This window comes from Alcanivorax sp. MD8A, assembly GCF_002888555.1.
In the GTDB taxonomy this organism is placed as follows: domain Bacteria; phylum Pseudomonadota; class Gammaproteobacteria; order Pseudomonadales; family Alcanivoracaceae; genus Alcanivorax.
The window spans coordinates 65,442-83,753 of sequence record NZ_AQOQ01000007.1 but is presented as its reverse complement, the minus strand read 5'-3'; the positions used below and the strand labels follow the sequence as shown (position 1 = coordinate 83,753).

9 protein-coding genes are annotated in these 18,312 nt (G+C 58.6%); all 9 read left to right on the top strand.

The window, feature by feature from the left end; genetic code table 11:
• Positions 1 to 102 precede the first annotated feature (102 nt).
• Positions 103 to 2,868: a bifunctional glycoside hydrolase 114/ polysaccharide deacetylase family protein gene (locus A15D_RS05470; RefSeq protein WP_233192096.1), complete on the top strand. Its 2,766-nt coding sequence runs from the start codon at positions 103 to 105 to the stop codon at positions 2,866 to 2,868.
• A complete protein-coding gene (locus A15D_RS05465; RefSeq protein WP_102791104.1) occupies positions 2,831 to 3,706 on the top strand; it encodes a hypothetical protein in 876 nt (291 codons plus the stop codon). Before A15D_RS05470 ends, A15D_RS05465 begins: the two co-directional genes overlap by 38 nt.
• On the top strand, positions 3,703 to 6,465 hold the full coding sequence (locus A15D_RS05460) for a tetratricopeptide repeat protein (RefSeq protein ID WP_102791103.1): 2,763 nt from the start codon (positions 3,703 to 3,705) through the stop codon (positions 6,463 to 6,465). The genes A15D_RS05465 and A15D_RS05460 overlap by 4 nt, the downstream gene beginning before the upstream one ends.
• A gap of 10 nt (positions 6,466 to 6,475) precedes the next feature.
• Positions 6,476 to 6,988 carry a hypothetical protein gene (locus A15D_RS05455; RefSeq protein WP_102791102.1) on the top strand — a complete coding sequence of 171 codons (513 nt, stop codon included), beginning with the start codon at positions 6,476 to 6,478 and terminating at the stop codon, positions 6,986 to 6,988.
• On the top strand, positions 6,988 to 8,322 hold the full coding sequence (locus tag A15D_RS05450; protein WP_102791101.1) for a PelD GGDEF domain-containing protein: 1,335 nt from the start codon (positions 6,988 to 6,990) through the stop codon (positions 8,320 to 8,322). The genes A15D_RS05455 and A15D_RS05450 overlap by 1 nt, the downstream gene beginning before the upstream one ends.
• Positions 8,315 to 9,322, top strand: a complete 1,008-nt coding sequence (locus A15D_RS05445) for a hypothetical protein (RefSeq protein ID WP_102791100.1) — start codon at positions 8,315 to 8,317, stop codon at positions 9,320 to 9,322. The genes A15D_RS05450 and A15D_RS05445 overlap by 8 nt, the downstream gene beginning before the upstream one ends.
• Positions 9,303 to 10,850 carry a GT4 family glycosyltransferase PelF gene (pelF, locus tag A15D_RS05440; protein ID WP_102791099.1) on the top strand — a complete coding sequence of 516 codons (1,548 nt, stop codon included), beginning with the start codon at positions 9,303 to 9,305 and terminating at the stop codon, positions 10,848 to 10,850. Before A15D_RS05445 ends, pelF begins: the two co-directional genes overlap by 20 nt.
• On the top strand, positions 10,850 to 12,220 hold the full coding sequence (gene pelG / locus A15D_RS05435; RefSeq protein WP_102791098.1) for an exopolysaccharide Pel transporter PelG: 1,371 nt from the start codon (positions 10,850 to 10,852) through the stop codon (positions 12,218 to 12,220). Before pelF ends, pelG begins: the two co-directional genes overlap by 1 nt.
• Positions 12,221 to 12,709: 489 nt before the next feature.
• A complete protein-coding gene (locus A15D_RS05430; RefSeq protein WP_102791097.1) occupies positions 12,710 to 18,295 on the top strand; it encodes an alpha-2-macroglobulin in 5,586 nt (1,861 codons plus the stop codon).
• Positions 18,296 to 18,312 lie beyond the last annotated feature (17 nt).

The window sequence follows — 18,312 nt, the reverse complement described above, 5'->3', positions numbered from 1 at the left end:
TCGCTGTTTTATCGTGGTTTTCAAGCCAAGGGCCTCTTTGTTCACTGCCTGTTGATGTATAACTGGATATAGTGAACAACACTCACATGGACAGGGTGCCTTTTGCTTTCACGCGTTCTCCTCGCCGTTGCTCTGTGGCTGGTCGGGATTTTGCCGGCCTACGCAGGTACAGCCGCTGCTTTTTACTATGGTCCGGACATCCCATGGTCCCGGCTTGCCCTCTATGACTATCCTGTCGTCGAGCCCGATCAGGCCGACGGTGTGCCTTCGTCGGTGTCTGACCAACGCTTCTACGCCTACGTAAGCCTTGGCGAGGTGCTGCCACAGCGCTCTTATTTTTCCCTGATCAAGCCTGAGTGGCGGTTAGGCAAAAACCGCAACTGGGGCTCCTGGGTTCTCGACCAGTCGCAACCCGAGTTGCGCGATATTTTTGTGGAAAAAGTGTTTGCCCCGTTGTGGGAGGCAGGCTATCGCGGCTTTTTTCTCGACACTCTGGACAGTTATCAGCTCGGAGTGACAGAGGAGGCGGCGCGTCAGCGCCAGAGAGAGGGGCTGGCAGCACTGATTAATGCGGTCTCTGAGCGTTACCCGGATGCCCGATTTATTCTCAATCGTGGATTTGAGCTGATGCCGATGATCACGGCAACAGTGGATGCTATCGCCGCAGAGTCGCTTTACCAGCGCTGGCTGCCTGACAAGGATAGCTATCAGGTCGTGCCGGATACGGATCGTGAGTGGCTGCTTCAGCAATTTTTGCAGGTCCGAAAGCAATTTGATGTGGACGGCATTGCCATCGATTACGCTCCGCCGGCCGAACGCGATCAGGCCCGCAAGCTGGCCAGGCAGATCGCGAATCATGGCCTGATCCCCTGGGTGACCAACCCGGCGATCGACGGGTTCGGGGTAGGCATCAGAGAAGTATTGCCGCGGGATGTGTTGTTGATCCACGGCGGAAGCGAAGAGCGCCTTTGGGAGCATGCTGATGCTATCCGCTACGGATTGATGCCGTTGCAGTTCCAGGGGCTGATCCCTGATATCCGGAATGTTGACGACCCCATGCCCGCGGGCGAATTGCGCGGTCGTTATGCCGGCATTGTGGTGTGGCTGGAGAAGGACGGTGTGACCAGCGCCGATTTCGAACGCTGGCTGGTTCGCCAACGTGAGTCCGGCGTGCCTATTGTTATGCTTGGCTATCCTGCGGTAGATCCGTTGGGGCCTAACGGGCAGGTTTTCGGTTTTCAGGGGAGGACAACCCCACAGGTGTTGCCTTCGATTGTCAGTCAGCACGCCGATATGGGGTTTGAAGCACCATTACCGCGTTTCCTGCCGGTGGGCGAGCCGCTTTACAACGAGCAGGCCACAATGCCCTGGCTCGAGATGGTCTCTGGATCCCAGCGGTACATGCCTGTGGCGATTACGGACTGGGGCGGCTATGCCATGCAGCCCTATCTGATCCGTTCTGCGCTGCCTACGGTCAAGGCGGAGGGGCTGGACCGGTGGATGCTCAATCCTCTGACCTTCCTGCATGATGCCCTGCGATTGCCCGCCATGCCGATTCCGGATGTGACCACCGAGAACGGTCGCCGCTTGGGTTTTGCCCATATGGACGGCGATGGTTTTCCCAGTCTGGCAGAAGTGCGTGATTACCAGGGCCGGGCCGATGCTCGTGTGTTGCTGGAAGAGGTGCTGAAGAAGTTCACTCTGCCGACCACACTCTCGGTGATCGAAGGCGAGGTCGCCAGTGATGGTCTGTACCCGAACCAGGCCGCAGATCTGCAGCAGATCGCCCGGGAAATGTTCCGGCTGGATCATGTTGAAGCGGCGACACACACTTACTCACATCCGTTCTTCTGGTATGACGCCCAAAACAATCCGGGAGAACTGTATGGCCCGGAAGGGCAGCTTCGTCTTCCCATGCCAGGTTACAAAATGGATCCGGTGAGAGAGGTGGCCGGCTCGGCTGACTACATCGAGAAAAACCTGCTACCGCCGGGGAAGAAAACCCGCATGGTACTGTGGAGCGGCGATACGGTTCCGACCCCTGAAGCCCTGGCAGCAGCCCGTGAACATGGACTGCTGAACATGAACGGCAGTGACACCACCATCACTCGCAGTGCCCCGACCTGGACTCTGATCAAGGGCATTGGCTTGCCCAAAGGCGACGAATACCAGGTTTATGCGCCAAACCAGAACGAAAATATTTATACCAATGGATGGACCGGGCCTTTCTATGGTTTTGAGCGAGTGATCGAAACCTTCGAAATGACGGAATCACCCTACCGGTTCAAGCCGGTGGATATCTATTACCACACCTATATTGCCAGCAAGAATGCGTCTCTGGAGTCGCTGAAAAAGGTGTACCAGTGGGCGCAAGACCAGCCGTTGTTTCCCCTGTTCGCATCGCAATACGTGCGCAAGGTGCTGGACTTCAACCAGATGGCCATCGCACGGGAAGGAGACCGCTGGCTAGTCAGGGGGGGCGGTGAATTACGGACCCTGCGCTTACCGGAGGGGATCGGACTGCCGGATATGAATGGCAGTGAAGGGGTTGCCGGCTACCGGGTCGACAAACCCGGGCGTTACCTGCATTTACAGGACGGTTATGCCAGCTGGGAATCAGGCAATAACTCCCGGCCTTACCTCCAGCAAGCGAATGCCAGACTCACGGACTTTACCCAAACCGAGACAGGACTGACCTTCTCACTACACGGTTATGCCGCTCTGGAATTTGCCATTGGCAATGCCAAAGGCTGCGCGCTGCGGCACGCAGGCAAGATCCTTAGTCCGGTGCGCCGGGAAGGAAACATCCACTACTACCGGAGTGCGAAGCATGGGCTCGTTGAGCTACGGCTACAATGTTCGCAGTGAACGCCTCCGGGTGATGGGGTTGCATGAACTACTGGCGTTCCTGCTCTTGATTGCCGTGGTGTGCTGGATGATTTTTCCGCGCGATTTGTCTACCACGTTGCGTAATGCGCGACTGGATGCGGTGACATTCAGTTATATGCAGGCTTGGCTCAAGGCGAAGCCGAACGATGATGAGTTGCGCCTGTTGATGGCCCGGGAATTGATTTTGCTTGGGCGTTTTCGAGAGGCAGAAGATCAGCTTGCGCTGATTGCCGGGCATGGTCATTTCCATGATGGCGATGTGGCCTGGTTGCGGTTGTTAAAAGATTTCTACCGGTTGATGGCGTTACCGCCCAGAGACCGTATCGGCACCATGCTGGAGTATGAAACCGTCGAGCGTCTGAATGCTGTGGATTGGGGAGCCTTGACCCGTGAGCAGCGTGAGGAATTCGCGGAAATGGCATTGGCCCTCAACCAGGCCGAGGCCGCGGCCAACGCCTATGCCCGTATTGCGGTGCAATCGGATACTCCAGCGCAATGGCATGAACGTGCCGCCCGTGTTCAATTGGCCCATGGCAACTATCTGGCGGCGGCGACATCCTATATTCGCGCTATGGATGCCCGTGGCGATTATGATGTGCGCAAGACGTATTTTCTGTCCGCAATGGACGTGCTTGTGGCAGGGGGGCTGCACGGCCAGGCACTGGCCCTCGCAGAGCGCCGCGAACGCAGTTTTCTTGATGATAAAGAGGTGGTCTATCGGCTGATGCTGCTTGCCCAGTCCGGTGGTGACATGACCCGTGCGCAACGCTATGCGGTAATTCTTCTGAATCTTCCCGGCGCAGAGGCGAGCCGATGAGACGGGGGATTGCGGCAGGGCTATTACTGGTGGGTGTCGTGCATGCCCAGTCTCCTGAGCCCTACGTGGAAAATTATTACGACCGCAGTTATCAGGTGTTCGTCGGTGCGGGCAATCTGGTGCGCGCAAGACAGGTCATCAACCATGCGCTTTATTGGCACCCTGATGATGTGCGCTGGCTTGAACGGTTGGCACAGGTGGCACGTTGGCAGGGTGATATGAGCACCTCACTGCGCGCCTGGCAACGGGTGGCGCATCTCTCTGATTCGCCACAGGCCTGGGATGCGGTTCTGGAACTGGCGCCGGCGACCTACAACAACGAGCTGATTATGGAGGCGCGCAAGAAATCGTTGCGTGAGCACCCCTACGATGCGGATCTGATTGAAGATATCGCCCGTCAATATGAATTGCTCGGTAAGCCCGCTGAAGGTGTTCGATTTCTGCAGGAGTGGAATCGCCGTTATCCCAGTCGCGCTGCACTCAGGGAAATGCAGCTATTGGCGCTCAACATGGGAGACGACCTCCAGGCAGCCCGTTTTGCCCGTGAGTACATGGATCGATTTGGCCCGGAGCCTTCCATGGCGCTGGATACGGCAAGGCTGTTGTGGTTACAGGGCGAAAGGGAGAGTGCACTGTCCGGTCTTCAAGCCGATGCACAACGAATGGACTACCATCCGGAGGTCTCTCGCTATCTTGCCGTGATGTCTGCAGAGCAGGGCAAGTGGGATCTTTCGATCGCCAGCTATAACGCGTTGGTTGAGAACGATGATGACACCATCCCTGATCTCTACATGTTCATCAATCTTCTGCGTTATTTCGATCGTGACCAGATGACAGCATTGATGGATCGTGCCTGGGAAAAGCTGGACGACCCAAACATGGCCGTGGCGGTGCTCTACGCCTTGCAAGATCGGGGCGACTATCGGGGTATTGAAGTTTTTCTTGGGCGGCTGAGTCCCGAGCAGCGGAAAACGCTTGAGCAAGATCCGGCTTTCTTGCGGTTCCTTGCGGGGCTGGAGTTGCGAAACCAGAGGCATCAGGCAGCCAAGAATACCTTGCGCCGCGCACTGCACCTGGCGCCAGGGGACAGAGACTCAAGAATCAACTGGCTTTGGCTGAATATCGCCATTGCCGATGAAGCCGTTCTGCGCCGCAGTGTCCAGCGTTGGCAGAGCGAAGCAGTCTCTGACAGTCGCTATTGGCCGGCATTTTCCGCGGCCTACCTTGAGCTAGGCGATCCAGAGACTGCCCTGCGTTATCAGCGTGCCATGTTGAAACAGCGGCCTCATGATTGGCTGACACAATGGAATTACGCGCAAACATTGATGACCGCAGGGCGCCATGGCGAAGCCTGGCCTGTGCTTCGTTCCTTGTGGCGCAATCTACCGCAGTCAGTGGATGACGACCGAAAAACAGAATACCAGTTCATGTTGCTCACCTTGAGCCAGACCTTCGAAAGCGGTGATGCCGCATTGGCGAGGGCGCAAGCCATGGCGGGTTCGCCACCGGATGTGTCTGACTCAACCCGTGCTGAATGGCTTGCACAATGGTCGCTTTATCAGGATAGCCGGGAGTTGGCGCAAAGCTGGTATTTTCATAAATGGCAGGCGGATGGACAGTTAGAGGCGGGCTCTGCCCTTGCGTATGCCGGGCTCCAGGATGATCAGGACCAGGTTGCACAGGTGCGGGAGCAATACTGGAACCGCCTGACACTCAGTGAGCAACTTGATACTCAGATGAGACTGGATGAGGAGCGGCGTGCAGCAGCGACCCTGATGCGCATGCAGGAAGGTGCCCCGGAGTTGGCGGGGGAGGTGATGCTTCAGGAGAGCCTGTTATTGCCTACCGCGCGTTCAACCGGGCTGGGGCTGGAGCGCCGCAGGCTCGGTGCCCTGGACGTGCTCGACTGGCAGTTCACCCAGTATCAACCCGTCAGTGATCATAGTGAGTTGGTGTTTCAGTTCGATCGTCGGCACTTCACCAGTAACGACGAAGAATTGCTGGTGGTGGATGACCAGGAACACCGTGCGGGGCTCTACTGGAACCATCAGCGGCAACGATATCGTCAGTCGCTGTTTGTCGGGCAGCGTGACTTGCTGGATCACAGCGAGACCATGGCCGAGCTGGAATTGGGGGCCTCCTGGCACACAGACTGGTCCGGCACTCTGGGCTATCAGTGGCAAATGCCGGCGGATGAATCGTCATTATTGTTGCTGGGGGGCTCGCGTACCGGTTTGCGTTACGGCCTGGCCTGGGCTCCGTCGGCGACCTGGCAGAACAGTGCCGATTTGTCGGATTACACCTATCACGACCTGGATGGCGAAACCCTTGGCAGCGGTACTATCCTGAATATGCAGAGTACCTGGCGCCCCTGGCTGTCGCGTTTTTCCCCAGGGCTGAAAGTTCGTCATACCCGTGCCGATTTCAGTGAAAAGCGGGAAAGTATGGACGAAGTGCAAGCTCTGTTGCCGCCAGGGCAATCGGCGGTTGCTATCCCGGAGGGTTATCACGAGACAGAGCTGTCTCTGCTGCTCGGGATGCCCGATGTGCATCTGCGGCCGCACCGGCTGCAGGGTTGGGCTGAACTGGGCTATAGCCACAACAGCTTGTCCGGTGACGGCTTTACGGGCCGGGCGGGGGTAGAGGGGCCGTTCATCGGTCGTGATGGCTGGAAATTGTATCTGGAACAGCAATTGAATACCGGGGGTAGCGGTGAAGATAGCTACCGAGCGGCTTTTGAATACAGGATCTATTACTAGGAGAGTTGCCATGAGATTACTGATAAGCGTGTTGCTGATCGTCGCGCTGGCGGGCTGCACTCACGTGCGTAGTAGCCAGGATGTGAGTGTGTCCGGGCAGGGCACCTGGTTGGTGCTGCCGCTGGTGAACCGCACCGCGACCCCCCAGGCGGGCTTGCGAGCGGCAGCCATTGTGGAGTCCGTTCTTTACCGTCATGGTGTAGAGAGAGTGGAGGCCTACCCGGACACGGAAAATGACGGTGTGCTGTTTGAAGCCTCGTCGCCTGCAAGCCGACAGAAAATGACCCAGTGGGTCAGCACCCAGGATGCGACTTATGTCGTCAGTGGTGTGGTTCACGAATGGCGCTACAAGACCGGTGTGGATGGTGAACCTGCAGTGGGTGTCATGCTGGAAATTCGCGAACTGCCATCCGGTGAGATCGTGTACAGCGGCACGGGCTCTCGTGCTGGCTGGGCAAGGGATTCCCTGAGTGAAACAGGGCAAAAGGTCATTGATAAATTACTGAAACCGGTAATCGACTGATGCTGGAGCGGATCGGCAACGGAAAGCTGTCTGCCCTATTGGCCCCCATGAAAGGCGGCGCCTGGGCGGTCTTCGAGACGCTGTTGCTGACGGCGGCAGCAGTCGGGCTTGGCCTGTGGTTACGGACAGAGGATCCCCTGACGCTGATTGACACCTTTCGGTGGGTGTTACTGGTGCCCTTGTTATTGGCGCTTCGCTACGGGAGTCTGGTCGGTGTGCTGGCGATGCTGTGCCTGATCGGCTGCTGGTTCATTCTGCATTTTCTCGGTTTCTATATTGGTCATGACTTTCCTGAAAGCACCATGCTTGGTGGCTTTATCATCACCCTGATTGCCGGTGAATTTGCCGATCTCTGGCGAGTCCGGTTGTTGCGTGCCGACAGCGCCGCAAGCTATGCGCTCGAGCGTTTGCAGAATCTCACCCAGCGCTATGTGTTACTGCGCCTCTCCCACGATCGCCTTGAAGAAAACTTGCTGATCAAACCCTACACCGTACGGGATGCTCTCACCCGGCTACGCGACCTGATTCTCGATGAAAGCCGGGACATTACCCTGCCCGCCGCTGATGATCTGGTGGGCTTGTTGGCGGAATATTGCCAGCTGCAACGGGCAGCCATTTACCCGGTTATCCATGGCGTCGTGCAGGACAAGCCCGCCGCCGCACTGGGCGAGAACAAACCGCTTGAGCGAACCAATGCGCTACTCGAACATGCTCTGGACAATCAGTTGCTCGCCCACGTTCAGCAGGCAGAGCATGATGATCACTACCATGGCATTTACCTGGTCGCCTCGCCCATTATCACCAGCGCCGGGCAGACCATCGGTGTGTTGGTGGTCGAACGTCTGCCATTCCTGTCCATCAACTATGAAAACCTGCAACTGCTATCGGTATTGATGAACTTCTATGCTGACGTGGTGCACAGCGGCCCGGAAACCCAGAGTATGCTGTCGCGCTGGCCCGGATTGCCCTTCCGCATGGCCAGTGAGCTGGTCGCGCTGACCCGTCTGCGAACCGACGTGCGGGTCGAAACCGCCTTGACCCTGTTTGTGGCCGATGACAGTGAGCAGGCCGGGTTGATCCTGGATGCGCTGGCGCGTGGTCTGCGCAGTCTGGATCTGGCCTGGTGGCTGAACGACAACGTGCTGATGATCATGATGCCCATGACCGGGGAATCGGGGCTGGAAGGTTTTGTCCTGCGCACAGACAGCTGGCTACAGGATGAGTTTGCCTTTATGAGCCTGCGTCAGGCGGGCGTGCAGTTCTTTTACCGCCATCTGGACGGACGAGACCCGGAAGAACAGGTGGCCGAGTTGCTGGGAGCCGCAGGTGTCTAGCCTGAAGCTGCTGATCTATGCCGTCAGCGCAGAGCTGGGCTCTCTGCTGCTTTTGCTCAGCAAGGAAGCCTCGCTGGGCATTTTCCTGCTGTATCTGGTTTCCCATGGACTGGCATCGGCCTTGATGACGGTGGTGGCGTGGGGCGTGCTGCCGGCGCGCTTCAGGACTCCCAAGCTGCTGTCCTGGCTATTGATCTTTGGCTTCGCATTTTTTATTCCAGCGATCGGTCTGTTGACCTTGTTGGGAGGGGTGGCACTGGGGATCTGGCTGCCGACGAATTTTCGGCAGCACGGTTTTGGCATTGTCGAGCAACCTTACTTCACCCCTGTGCAGGCCTCGGCTGGCAGTGGGTTTCGACAGATTGACCTGAAGCAATTGTTGTCCAGCAATGAGGCCCCGGATGCATTGCGCGTTCAGGGCATGCTGGTGCTCAAGGATATGCCGGCGAAGGTCACGGGCAGGGTATTGCGAGAATCCCTCGGCGATCGTTTCGAGGATGTTCGGTTGCTCTCTTACGGGATTCTTGATCAGAAAGAAAAGGTGATTACCCGGGATATCGAGCGCGCCATGCAAATGCTGGAACGGGCAAAAGAGTCCCGCCGATACCGGCTGGCCCGGCGACTGTCAGAATTGTACTGGGAACTTAATTATCAGGATCTGGTGCGTGGGGATATTCGCAGCCTGACCCTGGAAAAGGCCGCTTTTTATGCCGACATGGCATTAATGGAAGCGCCCCAGGATGCCGGGTTATGGCTGCTGCGCGGTCGGATACAGCTGGCTCGTCAGGAGTACGGTGATGCCCAGCAATCGCTGGTGTTTTCCCGGCGCCTGGGGCTGTCGGCCAATCAGGTCAACCCATGGCTGGCGGAGATCGCCCTGAATCGGCGCCAGCTGATCATGGTGCGTCGGCTGATGGCCGAAATCACGGATGACAGCCAGTTCACCAACCTCAATAAATCTGTGGAATTCTGGAGACGAAATGGGATTGCCCACCGCTGACAAGGCGGATATCTGTCTGTTGCTGGAAGGCACCTTCCCCTATGTGAGTGGTGGGGTGTCGAGCTGGGTGAACCAGATCATTCGAGGGTTCCCGGAGTACACCTTTGCCTGCTGTTTTGTTGGCAGTCGTCCGGAAGACTACGGTGAGATGAAGTACGAGTTGCCGGACAACGTGGTGCATCTGGAAGTGCACTACCTGCACAATTTCAAACGAGGTGTGGAAAAAAAGCCCTCCAATGGAAATGCCAAAGCCTACAAGGATGTCTGTACCTTTCACGAGCTCATCAAAAGCGGGGCAGACAACCAGAAAAAGGCAAAATTATTTGAAAAAATTGTCAATCATCTTGGCGACGGAGAAATCTACTCCGAAGAGTCGTTTCTGCATAGCCGGGCAAGCTGGGACTATATTTCCCAGGCGTACCGTGATTACAGCCGTGACCCGTCCTTTGTGGACTATTTCTGGACCGTGCGCATCATGCACGCCCCCATTTGGGTGCTCAATGACATTGCCGATAATCTGATTCCGGCGAAGATGTATCACACCATCTCCACAGGCTATGCCGGGTTTCTCGGTGCCATGCTAAAGCGTCGCACCGGCAAGCCGTTGCTGTTGTCCGAGCACGGCATTTACACCAAAGAGCGCAAGATTGATCTGTTTCAAAGCGAATGGATCAGTGACAACCGTGGGCTGGTGGAAAAGAACAACGCGGAAATGGCCTATTTTCGCGAGAAGTGGGTGAATTTTTTCACCGAGCTGGGGCGAGAATGCTACCTGGCGTCGGACAGAATCGTCGCGCTTTACGAGCGTAACCGCGAGCGCCAGGTCAGTGACGGCGCACCGGAAGCGCGCACCATGAATATCCCCAACGGTATCGACCTGCCACGCATGCAGAAAGTGCGAGCGGCCAGAGGCCCGGGTGTGCCGAAAACGGCTTGCCTGCTGGGCCGGGTGGTGCCGATCAAGGACGTGAAAACGTTCCTGCGGGCCATGCGAACCCTGGTCAATGAGATTCCTGATGCGGAAGGCTGGATTGCTGGCCCGGAAGATGAAGACAAGGATTACGCCAAAGAATGTCACGGGTTGGTGGCCAGCCTTGGGCTGGAAAAAAACGTCAAGTTTCTGGGCTTCCAGAAGATTGATGAGTTGTTGCCGAAAGTGGGCGTCATGGTGCTGAGCTCCATCAGTGAAGCGTTGCCGCTGGTGATTCTGGAGGGGTTTGCGGCCGGGGTCCCCACGGTGTCCACCGATGTGGGCTCCTGCCGTCAGTTGATCGAAGGATTGGGGCCGGAAGACGAGGCCTTCGGCAAGGCCGGCGATGTGGTCGGTATTGCGGACCCGGAAGCCCTGGGCAAGGCCGTCGCGCGCCTGCTCTCTGATGACGACGAATGGTATCGGGCCCAGCAGGCAGGAATTCGCCGGGTGGAAGCCCTTTACACTCAGGAGATGATGTTCGGCGCGTACCGCGAGCTGTACCAAAGCCTGATGGGCGATGCTGACAGCAGCGCAGCACAGGCAGGGGAGCATTAATGGCCGGTATCGGGTTTGAACTTCGCAAACTGCTGCGCAAGGACACCCTGCTTGGGCTGATCCGGGCCTATGCCTATGCCGGTGTGATCAGCTCTGGCCCGTGGGTGTTGTCGATTATCGGCATCCTGATTATCGGTATTTTCAGCCTTGGCATGGTGGTGCCAGATCTGGCGGTCACCCAGTTTCAGGTGACGGTGACTTATCTGATCGCAGGCAGTCTGGTGCTGACAGGGATTGTGCAGTTGGCGTTCACCCGTTTTTGTGCCGACCGTTCCTTTGAGCAGCGCGAAGATCTCATCCTGCCGAATTTTGGCGGGGTGACGGTGCTGGTCACCCTGATCGCCGGTTGTCTGTCGTTGCTGATCGCCCTGTTTTTGTTCCCGGCGCAGAGTATTCTTTTCCGGGTGCTGTTGGTCGCCAGTTTTGTGGTGCTGAGCAACATCTGGATTGCCACGGTATTTCTGTCTGGCATGAAACAGTACAAGGCAATCCTGTGGCTGTATGCCCTGGGTTACACGGTCACCGTTCTGGCAGCCCTGTTGTTACGGTTTATGGATCTGGAAGGGTTGCTGCTGGGGTTTTTGCTGGGGCAGGTCACCCTGCTTGGCGGCATGCTGGTGTTGATCATTCGTGGGTACCCGGCGCTGACGATTGTGTCTTTCGACATGTTTTCCGGCAAGTACCTCTATCCGTCGCTGATGCTGGTGGGCTTTTTCTACAATGCGGGCGTCTGGGCGGACAAGGCCATGTTCTGGTTCTATTCCGGTACGGGCAGTGACGTGATCGGGCCGTTACGGGCCTCATTGATTTACGATATTCCGGTGTTTCTTTCCTACCTGTCGCTGATTCCCGGTATGGCGGTGTTTCTGGTGCGCATGGAAACCGATTTTGTGGAGCACTACAGCAACTTCTACGATGCGGTACGCGAGGGCGGTTCGCTGGCCTATATCGAGGAGCAGCGCAACCAGATGGTGTTCGTCATTCGCCAGGGTATTTTCCAGATTCTCAAGATCCAGGCGATTTCCGCATTGTTATTGATGGTCACGGGCGCACAGATCTTCGCCGCGCTGGGAATTTCCGACCTTTACCTGCCGTTGTTGAAAGTTCAGTTGATCGCCACGGCTCTGCAGGTCGTGTTCCTGGCGATCATCAATGTGTTCTGTTACCTGGATCAACGGCGCATGCTGGTGCTTCTCACCGGCTTGTTCATGGTCCTGAACATTCTCTTTACCGGTATCAGCCTTTATCTGGGGCCGCAGTTCTTCGGCTTTGGCTTTCTGCTGGCGCTGGCGGTGTGCGTGCTGCTGGGGCTGTGGCTGGTGAATCGCAAGATGGGCGAGCTGGAATACATCACTTTCATGCTGCACTGAACGACGGGTGTTTTGACGTCAGTTCTTTTGCGGATGCGGCGGGGGGGCTACGTTGCCTTGCAACACCTGCCTGCAAGCGATCCCGACCCGGAAAAAGGTTCATCGAGGATTAAGGTTAGTCAGACGTCTGACGTCCGACCAGACCACGCAATCTTCCCTCAAGTCTGTGACGAACCAAAAAAAACGGCGCCCAAAGGGCGCCGATAATAGTTTGGCTCGGGAGAGCTATCACGGAGCAGAACTCCGCCATCGATGGATGGGACCTCATCGACAGGCACATTATGTGGACACTTGTTCGCGCAAGCATTCGCTTTGCAGACTTTTTGCGTGGCTCTAATGGTCAATATTTGCACTTTGGTTCCATTTTGGTGCATATCATTCGGTTTTCGATTCTGCCTGCTGTCCGTCTTATCTCATTAGGAGCCAACACATTTTTGTGGCGGGCCTATGCTATGTTTGACCCACTTACCGACCAGAGGGAAAGGATTCATGTCGTCACCGTTTGCCATTGTCAGCCGGCTGCTCTTGCTTGGCCTGGTACTGACCCTTGTCGCCTGTGATAACAACGATGGAAACGGTGACTCCCTTTCCGATACCCGGCCGGATGCGCTAGCCACCAAGCCGGCCGAAGCTGAGTCTACTGCGTCACTGGATGATCGCTGGCAGGCCCATCTGGCGGCGGTGCCTTCCGGCCTGATCAGTGCCCGCAGTGCCATCGTCGTCCGTTTCAGCCATCCGGTTTTCGGCCAGCAACAACTCGGCAAGCCCGTCTCTGGCGTCGCCCGGCTGGCGTCGCAGAAACCGGTGACCGTGGTGGCGACGAGCCCGGATACCTTGTCCGTGCAGCCGCAAGAGCCCTTTGCCAGTGGCGAATCGGTGACCTTGCTGCTATTCGCCCAGGGGCTCGAGGGGGTCGATGACAAGCTGCCCGTGGCCGAATTGCCGCTGCAGGTGATGCGCCAGCAGATGACCCTGACGGTGCAATCCCTGCTGCCAGCAGAACAGGGCGATACCATGGTGCTCAGCGGCAGCCTGGAAACCCGTGATGTGGCCGAGGCCGCCACGGTGGAGGCAGTGTTGCGTGCCCGCCTTGAGGGCGCCTCACCGGTGATCCGCTGGCAGCATGATGCCGCGGGGCTACGCCATGATTTCACCGTCAGTGAGGTGGTTCGGGGCGATAGCGAAGGCCGCCTGACGCTCAGCTGGGACGGCGAGCCCCTGGGACTGAACAACAGCGGCGAGCGCCATTATGGGGTGCCGGCCATCGCCGCTTTCGCCGTCACCAATGTGCGGGCAGTGAATTATCCGCAGCCCCATGTGGAAGTGAATTTCTCCGAGCCGCTGCAAGGTACCCAGAATCTGATGGGGCTGGTCACCCTGGATGGTGACCTCAAGCCGCGCACGGAAGTGGATGGCAGCCGGCTGCGGGTCTACCCGAAAGACGACAGCAACGAGGCGGTGAAACTGGTGGTCGAGGCGGGAGTCCGTTCTGCCAAGCAGGCCCGGCTCGGCAAGAAACTGGAAAAGACCCTGACCCTGATGATGACCCGCCCCGGCGTTCGCTTTGTCGGCAAGGGCACCATTCTGCCCAATGGCAAGGTTCTCAGCGTGCCGTTCGAAGCCGCGGGTGTTAACAGCGTTAAGGTACAGGCGTTCCGCGTATTCGATGACAACATTGGCCAGTACCTGCAGGGCAGCGAGCTGGACGAAGGGCACATGGATACTCGTGCCGGTCGTTATCTGTGGCAGAAATCCATCCCGCTGCCGGCGGCAGATGAGGGCTGGCAGCGTTACCAGCTCGATCTCACCGAGCTGATGGCCAGCCATCCCAACGGTTTGCTGCATTTAACCCTCACCATTGATGGCGACGACATTCGCTACAGCTGCCCGGAAGGAGCCCTGAGCCGAAAAACCAGCCTGCCGGACAACTATGAAGGCCCCGGCCAGGATCACGATCAGGTGGATGTCAGCCGTTACTACCGCGATGCCGGTTACCTGAGCTGGTATGAACAGGACAATCCCTGCTCCGACAGCTACTACCGCTACAACGATCTGGCCAGCAGTACCCGGGCGTTTCTGGCGTCCAACCTGGGGCTGATCGCCAAGCAGGGGCAGGGCGATGACCTCCATGTGGTGGCGACGTCGCTGGATGCCAATGCCCCGGCGGAAGACGTGGTGGTCAAGGTCTATAACTATCAACAGCAGCAGATCGGCATGGGCCTGACGGACGCTGAAGGCATGGTCGCCATCAAGGTTGAAGGCACGCCGTTCTACCTGAAAGCCGTCAAGGATCGCGACACCGGTTTTCTGAAACTGGCCCGCAACCGGGCGTTACCCACCAATCAGTTCAACACGGGCGGCGAGCGCGTGCACGATGGCCTGAAAGGGTTCTTTTACGGCGAGCGGGATGTATGGCGCCCCGGGGACGACATTCACCTGACCTTTGTGTTGCAGGACCCCGAAGACCGTATCCCGGAAGATCACCCCCTGACCCTGGACTGGTTCGATCCGCGCGGCAACAAGGTCAACAGCTACACCCTGGAGTCTCCGCTCAACGGTTTTTATGCCTTCACCCTCAGCACCCAGGAGTCCGCTCCGACCGGTAACTGGCGGGCTGTCGCCCGGTTGGGCCAGCGTTATTTCGATACCCCGTTGCGGGTTGAGGCCATCAAACCCAATCGTCTGAAGATCGAGCTGGACCTGCCGGAAAAAGTGCCCGCCAACGAGGCCACGCCGGTGACCCTGTTCAGTCAGTGGCTCAATGGTGCCACTGCGGCCAACCTGAAGGCTGATGTGAAGGTTCGGGTGACGCCGAAAGCCACCCGTTTTGCCGGCCTGGATGCCTACCAGTTTGATGATCGCACCCGGGCATTGGGCAGTGAGCCATTCACGGCTTTCGAGGCCAGCGTGGATGCCCAGGGCAAAGCCACTTTCCCGTTGACCGTGCCGGTGGATTTGCCCCCCGGCATGTTGCGGGCCACCCTGACCACCCGGGTGTTTGAAAACAGCGGCGATTACAGCACCCAAATTCGTAGCGTGCCGGTGTACCCCTATGCGCAATGGGCGGGGCTGCGTATCCCGCAGGGCAGCGGCTGGGGTAACTCGCTGGCCCGCGACAAGCAGCACGGTATCGACCTGATCAGCGTGGACAGCGATGGCAAACCCCTCGCCGGTCGGCCCCTGCAGATCACCGTGTACGAAATTGACTGGCGCTGGTGGTGGGACCGTTCCGGCGAGAACCTCACGCACTTTATGAGTGACCCGCACACCAAGGTGGTGTCCGAGGCGCAGCTGACGACCGACGCCGACGGCCGTGCCCAGTGGACCCTGAACGGTGAAGATTACGAGTGGGGGCGTCACCTGATTCGGGTGTGCGATACCGTCAGCGAGCATTGCGCCTCGCAGACGGTGTACCTGGGATGGAGCTGGGACCGCGCCAGCGACAATCAGGATGCGGCTACCCGGCTCAGCCTGGGCGCCGACAAGGACCGCTACCAGACCGGCGACACCGCCCGCATTGAATTGCCCGCAGTGGCCAATGGACGACTGCTGGTGACGCTGGAAACCGGCTCCCGGGTGATCGACCAGTATTGGCTGGCCGCCAGTGGCGAGGCCCAGACCCTGGACATCCCGATTACTGGCGAGATGGCGCCCAATGTCTATGTGCATGTGGCGTTGCTGCAGCCACACCAGCGAGACAATGACCGCCCAATTCGGCTGTACGGCATCGTGCCGCTGCTGGTGGACGATCCGGCCACCCGCCTGGAACCGCAGATCAACGCCCCGGACAAGGTCAAACCGGAGCAAACCTTCCGTATCGAAGTCAGCGAAACACAGGGCAAAGCCATGACCTACACCCTGGCGCTGGTGGATGAAGGCCTGCTCGGACTCACCAACTTCCAGACCCCGGATCCCCACAAGGCGTTTTACCAGCGCGAGGCGCTGGGTGTGCTGACCTGGGATTTGTTCGACATGGTGGTAGGTGCCTATGGGGCCGAGCTGGATCAGCTGCTCGCCCTCGGGGGCTCCGATGGTAGTGACGATGGCCGCGACAAACAGCGTCGCCGTTTCCCGCCGGTGGTGTCGTTCCTGGGGCCGTTCTCGCTGGAAGCGGGTGAGACTGCCCAGCACGAGATTACCCTGCCGCCCTATATGGGGCAGGTGCGGGTGATGGTGGTGGCCGGTGACAACGGCGCCTACGGCAAGGCGGACAAGGACATTACCGTGACCCAGCCGCTGACCCTGCTCACCAGCCTGCCGCGGGTGCTGGGTCCGGGTGAGAGTGTGGATCTGCCGGTAACCGTATTTGTGACTGATGACAGCCTTAACAAGGTCACGCTGAGCGTGGAGGCCGATGAGCGCCTGTTCTCGCTGGACAAGGCCAGCACCGAACTCACCTTTACCGGGCCGTCGGATCAAATTGCCATGCTGCGGGTCACGGCCAGGAAGCAGACAGGGATTGGCGAGATTACCGTCACGGCAAAAGGGGGCAAGCACGAGGCCCGCGAAACCTTGAACCTGCCGGTACGCGCTGCCAATCCGCCGACCACACGCGATACCTTCAAGGTCCTTGAGAAAGGCCAGACCTGGGCGCTGGAAACCGCCCCTCACGGGCTGCCCGGCACCAACAGCGCCTCGCTGGCCGTGAGCAGCCTGCCGGCAATGGGGCTGGAGCGGCGTCTGGATTACCTGCTGCGCTATCCCCACGGTTGCATCGAGCAGACGACCTCGGCGGCGTTGCCGCAACTGTATCTGCCGCAACTGATGTCGCTGGATGACAGCCAGCAGCAGGATATCGAAAACAACATCCGCGCCGCCGTCGAGCGCTTGCAGACCTTCCAGATGCACGGCGGTGGGTTCAGCTACTGGCCGGGCCTGGCCAATGCCGATGACTGGGGCACCACCTACGCCGGGCACTTCCTGCTGGAAGCGCGCCGTCTCGGGTATGCGGTGCCGGCAGAGATGCTCGATAACTGGCAGCGTTACCAGATTCGGCGCAGCCAGCAGTTGGGGGATCGTCCCTGGGAATGGAGTGCGGAAGCCTATCGTCAGTACACCCTGGCCCTGTCCGGTAGTCCCCAGGTTGGTGTCATGAACCGCCTGCGTGAACGACTGCAGATGGCCGAGCAGGACTATCGCCGCAGCAGCAGTTATCACACCGGGCGCTGGTTGCTGGCGGCGGCTTATCAGCAGATGGGCCTGACTGATGTGGCGGCCGAGCTGACCACCCTGAAAGCCACCGGGCTGGACAACGATGGTGCCCGCTACAGCTATGGTTCGCTGCTGCGTGACGATGCCATTCGCCTGACGGTCAGCCAGGCCCAGGGCGATGCCCAGCATGCCTGGACACTGGCGCGCAATATTGCCGATCAACTGGCGGGTGACGACTGGCTGAGTACCCAGAGCACCGCGTGGGCGCTGATGGCCATGGCCCGTTATGCCGGCGCTCAGGGGGAGGCGAAGGGCTACCAGTATGCCGTCAAGGAAGGCAAGCAGGGCTGGCAGGAAGTGGCCGCCACCTCGCCGGTAACGCGCCAGACATTGCAGGCCGGGGGCGAGGGGCTGACCGTGCGTAACGACAGTGATCGCAAACTGTTTGTCACCCTCAGCCAACGCGGCACGCCAGAGCCCGGTAACGAGCAGGCGGTGAGTGAAGGGTTGCGACTGGCCGTGCAGTTCACAGCCAATGGTCAATCGGTGAATCCTTCCAGCCTGACCCAGGGGCAGGATTTCACCGCCCGGATTACCGTGACCAACATCACCCAGCGCACCCTCGATAACGTGGCCCTGACCCAGATCCTGCCGTCAGGCTGGCAGATCACCAGCAGTCGTCTGGATGGCAGTGCCAGCGAAGGGGGGAATCAGGAAAAGGTGACCTATCAGGATGTGCGCGACGACCGCGTCATGCATTACTTCGATTTGGCGCCGGGCAGCAAGAATGCACTGTCTCTGTCAGTGAACCTCAATGCTACCTTCGCCGGGCGTTTCTACCTGCCGGCCTGGACAGCGGAAGCCATGTACGACGGCCGCTATCAGGCGAGAAGCAAAGGGCAGTGGGTCGAGGTGAAGCGCTGACCCGGGCCGCTAACATG